General features: G+C 53.8%; 4 protein-coding genes. All 4 read left to right on the top strand.

All coding sequences use genetic code 11. The annotated features are described in order from the left end of the window. Positions 1-260 precede the first annotated feature (260 nt). Positions 261-2,462: a hypothetical protein gene (locus tag LHW45_10735; GenBank protein ID MCB5286045.1), complete on the top strand. Its 2,202-nt coding sequence runs from the start codon at positions 261-263 to the stop codon at positions 2,460-2,462. Beyond that, positions 2,459-4,441 carry a T9SS type A sorting domain-containing protein gene (locus LHW45_10730; protein MCB5286044.1) on the top strand — a complete coding sequence of 661 codons (1,983 nt, stop codon included), beginning with the start codon at positions 2,459-2,461 and terminating at the stop codon, positions 4,439-4,441. Before LHW45_10735 ends, LHW45_10730 begins: the two co-directional genes overlap by 4 nt. Positions 4,442-4,908: 467 nt before the next feature. After that, complete coding sequence (locus LHW45_10725; protein ID MCB5286043.1) at positions 4,909-5,175, top strand: transposase; 267 nt, start codon at positions 4,909-4,911, stop codon at positions 5,173-5,175. Next, positions 5,169-6,026, top strand: a complete 858-nt coding sequence (locus tag LHW45_10720) for an IS3 family transposase (GenBank protein ID MCB5286042.1) — start codon at positions 5,169-5,171, stop codon at positions 6,024-6,026. Before LHW45_10725 ends, LHW45_10720 begins: the two co-directional genes overlap by 7 nt. Positions 6,027-6,479 lie beyond the last annotated feature (453 nt).

Raw genomic sequence — 6,479 nt, 5'->3', positions numbered from 1 at the left:
TGAAAATGAGGGAAACGGGATGGAATGAGGGCAAAATATGTGGATAACTGAGCTTTTTCAGGGTTCATGTTGGGAAATTCTGGAAAAATTGTGGATAACTACAAAGTAGATCCTGGAAAGCTGGACACTTTGGTATTACGCAAAGGTCTTAAATCTACTGAACTACTGCGGGGGAATTAAGATAATGCTTGACAGATGCAAGGAGAAAATGATATTGTGTTCCTTGGTTAATAAATAAGATAAGCTGGCGGGAGTTGCCCATGAAAAAACTGCTGATATCTTTTTGGGGCCTGGCGTTGCTGGTGTTGCTCATTTCCTGCGGCAGGGAAGGGCTCACCGCGCCCCAGTCCACGGCCGGGATGCTGGTTTTTTCGGAGGACAAGCTGCCCCGGGCGGGGGACGAATATATCTACCGGCAGGGCCTTTCCGCGGGTCCGGAGAAGCCGGAAGACGCTCTCTTCGCCTGGCGGATAGAGACTTTGAGCGGCGAACTGCCGCCGGGCTGGTTTGCCGATCCCGAAGGCTGGCTGTGGTTCCGCGCGCCCGGAGCGGACCCCGGGATTCCTCTAGCGGAGGCAGGACCGCACCGAACGATCTGGACCACCCAAAGCAGCCTCAGTTTCGACTTCGTTTCCAGCGGGGGGAAGATCGGCGACCTGGTTATAAAAGCCGGGCTGCGGGTGAAGTCAAGCGATGATAAGATAGAGACATACAGCTCCGGCTTCAAGAGCGGCCGCCTGTTGGGCAGCCTGATCAATTCCGGCATCGAGCCCGGAGACGTGACGGGAAGCGGGATAGAATTCGCCCTGCGCGAGGTGGTCGGCGACATCTATGTGGACGGCCTTTACGCGGACCACTTCAAGTTCCGGCTGAACATTTTGGATGAGGACCTGGAGGTGATCTCGGTAGGAGAATGGCACAGTTCCCTGGAGATGGCGGACCTGCGCCGGGTGCGGCTGAACGCAGCCACCGATCCAGCTTTGGCGGAAAACGCCTCCGGAGAATACACCCAGTTTGAGTGCTATCTCGTGAGCCGCCAGGGGATCGAGCAAGCCACGCCAAACAGCGTTCATTTCAAGGTTCAGGGCAATTTCAAGCCCAAGGCCCTGATCTATGCCAAAACCCTCGTGGCTTTGGGACAGCACCACTATAGTGTAAATCCGAGGGAGGAACTCTACTACCATGACCTGATCCCACCGGCTGGTGAGCGCAAAAACAGAAACCTCTGGCAGACGGATACTGGCTGGGAGGCGATCAACTCCCCGGACCTCAGGCTGCATCTGCAGTGGGGCTATCTGGGGCAGTATGGAACCTCCATTCCGCCCTGGCCTGGCATGGAGGGGACATTTTTTCCCAGCGGCGATCCCTTCGACCCGGAATACAATATCTGCCTGGACGCCGGCACGGAGCAGAATTACCATAGCCTGGTGGCGCAGTTCGACCTGCGGCTGGACGGCGCTCCCTTCCCCGCTTTGGCCCAGTTCATCCAGACCCAGCAGATCACCCATCACGGCAAAACCTGGCTGCGCGTGCCCAATCTCCAGGCGGATTCCCGGCGTTGCGTTTTGAGCGGATTGGCGGACGGAGAGCATGTTTTCGAGGTCTGCGCGGTCGATCTGCAAGGCGCGATCAGCGATCCGGCGAACGTGACGATTAATCTAACACCCTTTGTGCCCCGGGAAAACCGCAGCGGACTGCTGATCGTGGATGACACCCGCCACAATCCTTCGACGGCGCCTGAAAGCTATATTGACAGTTTCTACACCAGTGTTCTTCCCATCAGTTGGGGCCCGCTGGGCCACACGGACGCGCAGACGGAGACGGGATCATCCCTCACCGTTTCGCCAGTCCTGATGCAAAACTATCTGGCAGTTGTCTGGCATTCGGACAATCCCAGCAGCAATATCAATCTCTGGCAGAATGTCGATCCGCTGGAGATCTACCTGGACGCCGGGGGTGCCGTGGTCCTGAGCGCCGGGGCCAACCTCAACAACGCGCTCGAAGACCTGCGGACCAGCGCCCACAGCTTTGTGTCCGCTCGCTTCGGGATCGACAGCGGCACGGATTTTGGCGCGCTGTCCCAGTCCTGGGTCAGTAACGCCTTCTTTGTGAGGTCGGAAGCCCAAAACAACCAATTCGACATGGACCTGATGATCGAGGACGCCTTCAATCCGCTGGTGCGGGCCCGCGAGGGCCTCGGGCCGGTCACCTGGTTCGATCCGGACCTGGCCGCCAGCTTTTACCACGCGTTCGGCTGCAAACCGGTTGACCATCCGGTCCAGCCACCCACGCAGGAGCAGTATGATTTCTACTCTTCCAAGCACGCGGGCTATCAGCACGAGCGGCTGTTCGTGTTCGGAATCCCGCTTTCCTATCTGGAGCCGGAGGACGTGGAACCCGCTTTGGATGTGGTTCTGAATCGTTTGTTGGATCATGATGCGCTCTGGGGGAGGCGCCCATGAAACGCTCATTTGTGTCCATCCTGTTGCTGGTTTGCGGAGTCATGGCCGCCCTGCCGCCTCATTTTTTGCCGGGATCCAAAATGCTTCACCCCGAAACGCACAGCGCCGGCAGCCTCAGGCTGGAAGTGAACAACTATGGCTACTGCGGAGATCTGAGCTATGCCACGCTAAGCGGGGATAAACTGCTGAGCATAGGCTCCATCTGGATCGGAGGCAAACTACAGCGCCGCGACGCGGAGGGCCGCAAGCTCTACTGGCTGGCGCAGAATCCCTCCGCCGACAGCAGCGGCACCACCTTCGAAGGCGCTCCAAACTGGCATCCCGGCCTTAAAGCGGTGGTGGACACCCTCAGCAGCGTCGGCTGCGACATCATTGCCGGATACGGCGGCTATTACGGGGACGTCCTGGAACTGCTGCCAGCCTACAATCCCCTCGCCGCGAGCGCGGACATATACCCGGAATACAATGCCCAGGACATCGTTCTGAAGAGCATTCTGGGCTTCCCCGCGCCCCGGGATTTCGCCTGGCCGGATCCCCTGGGGACCTATTGCTTCAGCCAGCCTCAGCCAGCCAACTTTGCCACCCCGGGCTTCGAGACCCTCAGCGGCTTCTTCTACGACTTCTGTCCACTGGGAACAAGCGGACAGCGCGACCTTGGCACCTTCCGCCAATACAACCAGCATTATCCCCTGGGGATAGCCGTAAAAAGGGAATCCTACGCCTGGAACCTGCAAAACCTCGACCGCATGCTGGTCTGCCAGAACACTATCTACAACACCAGCGTTCAGGACAGCATCTTTGACCTTGCCCTGGGCGAATTCGCCGACGCGGATATTTACCCCGCCGGGCAAACCGAATTCGGAATGAACGACGACCTCAGCGGATGCGATTCTGGATATGATTTCGCCTACTCGCGCGACAATGACGGCGACGGCGGGCTCAGCCCCAACTGGCTGGGAAACAAGCTGATCCTGCCCGGTTTTGAGGCCGGCAGGTCGTGCTGGGCCTGGCGGCTGAATTTTTCTCCCAACGACAGCGACGCCCGCTCCCTGAACTACGCGCCGCATCCCACTGCCAATGAAAAATACTGGCTGCTGACCGGACGCAGCATTGATCCGGCCTATTGTTACCCTCTGCACTCCGACGGCGACGAGCTTACCGAGGAACCGATGTGGGGCGACACCCGGTTTCTGAACTGCCTCTGCGGGGCCCAGCCCACTTCCGCTGACCCGGATCCGAACGGCAGGCTGCATCTCGCCCCAGGCGACAGCCTCAGCTATTACAGCGTCTATTTCGTGGGCGCCGGGCTAGACGATCTGCGCGCCCAAAGCCAGTTCATCGAGGATTTCATCGCCGGCGGCCTGGAGATAGGCCCCACCAGCGGACTCACCTGTATTCCCTATCTGACTGATTTCCAAGTTGTTGACGGCCAGGTGGCGCGATTGGACTGGCATTCCTACACCGATCCCCACCACTTTGAGCTTAAATGCAAGCCCTGGGACGCCCCCGCCTCCCAATGGAGCGTAAAAGAATTACCCGCGCAGAACCGCTCCGTTTGGATCTGGGACCTCGATCCCAACCTCTGGTACCAGATCAAACTCGCCGCCGTCTATGAACCCGGCCACCACGAAGTGTACCTGGAAAGCGAAACCCTGCTCACCTCGCTCAGCCTGGGTTCGCAGCCCGGCTCCGAAGTTCCGCCGGTGGACCTCAGCCTGGCCAGTTTCCCCAATCCCTTTTCGGAAAAGACTTTGGTGAGCTTCTCGGTGATGGCCACGGGACCTGCCAGCCTACGGGTCTTCAACTCCAGAGGCCAGCTCGTGCGCGAACTCTTCGCCGAAAACACCGCACGCGGAACTTTCCAAAAACTCTGGGACGGCCGCGACGTCCGCGGTTCTTCCTGCGCCGCGGGTATCTATTTTCTCCGTCTGGAGAGCGGCGGCACCAGCCTCACCCGGAAGATCGCCTTCATCAAATAGGTATAGAGTATCAAGTGAAATTGCAAATAGTATCACTTTCGTTGCAAATCGCCGGTTTTAGTGAGACCCCAGTATCACCCTTTTTGCAAATCGATTTCAACCTTTTTGCAAATTCAGTATCAACCTTTTTGCAAATCTGGTATCACCGTTTTTGCAAATCCAGTTTCAACCTTTTTGCAAATGAAAACCTGTGGACTTGAGGTAGAAATGTTGATTCTTTCCCAAGTTACACAGTGCCTGGATATCATTCGACCAATTCATCATAGGATTGGAGCATCGCAGAAGCTGGGTAAACATTATCTGATTATAACTGGTTAATGGGTAGGTCGCTTGACCGTACCCCCGAAAACTGCACCAGTATCAAATGGACTTATTTACTCGAACGCACCCTCAGTACAAGTTAACACTTGTTCGCTCGCTCTCAAGTGTTAACTTGTACTGAGGCAATAAGAAAAGAAGCAGGAATAATGAAAGGTAAACGATTTACCCCAGCACAGATCATCAAGATACTGAAAGAACACGAAGCAGGTACTGAAGTCACCGAGATCATCAGGAAGTATGGCATAGCCAGAAACACTTTCTACCTTTGGAAGAGCAAATACGGTGGTATGGAAAACAACCAGATCCAGAAGCTTAAGGATTTAGAGTTGGAGAATTCAAAGCTTAAGAAGCTCCTGGCGGAAAGATGCTTGGAGATAGAAGCCCTCAAGGATGTACTATCAAAAAAATGGTAGAGCCCCGGCATAGACGTGAAGCTGTCGGGGTGATTATGACTCACGGACTAAGTGAACGGCATGCCTGTCGGATAATCGGATTAAACCGGAATACTCTTCGATACCAGGTGAGACTCAAGCAGGAAAATGTCGCCATTGAGAAGTATTTGCGTGAGAAAGTAGTCGCTCCGAGGTCTCAAAGCTATGGCTTGCCAAGATTAGTAGTCTTAGTAAGAAGGAAGTTTGGTAAAGTCAATCATAAGCGGGTTGAGAGGATCTACAAAGCCGCCGGACTTCAGTTGTCCAGACGTCCCAAGAAGTATATCAAAAGAGCGCCGGTGCCTTTGGAAAAAGCAACAGCACCCAACCAGGTATGGGCAATGGACTTCATGTCCGACACCCTGGAGAATGGCAGAAAGTTCAGAGTCTTCAACCTTATCGACACCTTCAGTAAGGAGAGTGTCCTCCATATAATCGACAGTTCAATACAGGGAAGCAGACTGGTCAGAGAGCTTAATCAGCTTGCGGAACAACGAAGTCTTCCCAAAGCGATCAAATGCGACAATGGTCCTGAATTCACCAGCAAGGTAATGCTCAAGTGGGCTGATGAAACAGGAGTACAGTTAGGATTCATAGCCAAGGGAAAGCCGACACAGAATGGCTTTATCGAGAGTTTTAACGGTAAAATGAGGAAGGAATGTCTTGACAGGCACATATTCCTTAATTTAGTTGAAGCAAAGGAAGTAATTATGAATTGGGCTGGCCACTACAATGAAGAACGACCTCACAGGTCTCTGAATTTTATGGCTCCCTACGAGTTTATTGATGCCTACAATGTCAAAGAAAGTTGCCCATTACAAACTGGTCTATAAAATGGGGTACGGTCATGCCCAGTTGATGAAATCTCAACATCATAGAAGTCAGCACATTCAACCGACCCGTTACCTGCAGATAACCGGGCGGACTTTTTCATGTTATAGATACTGAGTTTTTGACCATACCCTATATCAGAAATAGAAACATAAACAAGATCGTAGTTATTCTGAAGCTCCTTAACGAGATCTGTGATATCAGTAACGCCTCTGAAAGTATCTTCTCTCAGAAAATCATACACAATCTCCTCAGTTGGGTGTATCAAAACCATTTTCACTTTACCACTTACATGGGATGTAATTGGTAGTGCTTGTTGTGGTTCGACTGTTGAGTCCCAAATGTTGGTGTAAATTCCAACTCATTGTTTATCTGGTTGTTTGAGGGCATCTGATATCCCTCGTTACTCACAATCTATGTAAGGCCAAGCGACCAATTGCATTGTTTTCATCTTG

The sequence above is a fragment of the Candidatus Cloacimonadota bacterium genome (assembly GCA_020532085.1).
Classification (GTDB): Bacteria; Cloacimonadota; Cloacimonadia; order Cloacimonadales; family Cloacimonadaceae; genus Syntrophosphaera.
Note: the sequence above shows the minus strand (reverse complement) of the source record. Positions and strands in the feature narration are given on the sequence as shown.